General features: G+C 32.6%; 1 protein-coding gene. It reads left to right on the top strand.

What is annotated here, in order from left to right; translation table 11 throughout:
• Positions 1 to 230 precede the first annotated feature (230 nt).
• Positions 231 to 840 (top strand): acyltransferase family protein (locus tag ACS8FD_RS18695; RefSeq protein ID WP_439276952.1); only part of this gene is annotated, 610 nt, incomplete at its 3' end.

Below are 840 nucleotides of genomic sequence, written 5' to 3'. Positions count from 1 at the left end.
TAATGATTTATTCAGTTTTCATAGAATGACTAGCCAATACAATAGCTTCAAGTTTATCTTCATGCTATTGAACCATTATCCAAATAACACCAAATCTTTGTTCCAAACTATAGTTTATTAGTATACAATATATTCGCATATGTGATTATATAGTAACTTTCGGTAAGCATTGATTACTACTTTCTAATTACTTACTCATCTTATCAATGACAACTTATCGGTAATTAATTATGAATTACAGAGCAGATATACAGATCCTTAGAGGTATTTCCGTTGTACTTGTTGTGTTATTCCATCTTGGCTTTAGCTCAATAAAAAGTGGCTTTCTAGGTGTTGATGTATTCTTTGTTATTAGCGGCTTTCTAATGGCTATCTTATATAAAAAGGATGATATAACAGGTTTTTATTTAAGAAGAGCTAAACGATTGCTACCAGCTTATTACGCTACAATCTTTTTCACTTTAATATTTTCCTATTTTTTGACTACTCCAAATGAAACTGTTCAAGTCAGTAAACAGGCACTATATGCAGTTCCTTTTTTATCCAACATAGGTTTTTGGTTCCAAGACTCTTATTTTAGCAATTCTCATTTCAATCCTTTACTACACCTTTGGTCATTAGGGGTTGAAATACAGTTCTACTTAATAGTACCACTGCTGTACTGGTTCTTTACAAAGCTAAAAATTAACTATTGGCTCACGATGATAGTGAGCTTAGCTTTATGTTTTATTATGGTCGAATTTTCGCCTAAAACGTCGTTTTTTCTTGTTCCCTTTAGGCTTTGGGAGTTCTTAATTGGGTATGGCGCTGCTCACTTCCTAACCAACCAAGGCAATGTAA

The organism is Psychrobacter sp. 1U2, from assembly GCF_051847575.1.
Note: the sequence above shows the minus strand (reverse complement) of the source record. Positions and strands in the feature narration are given on the sequence as shown.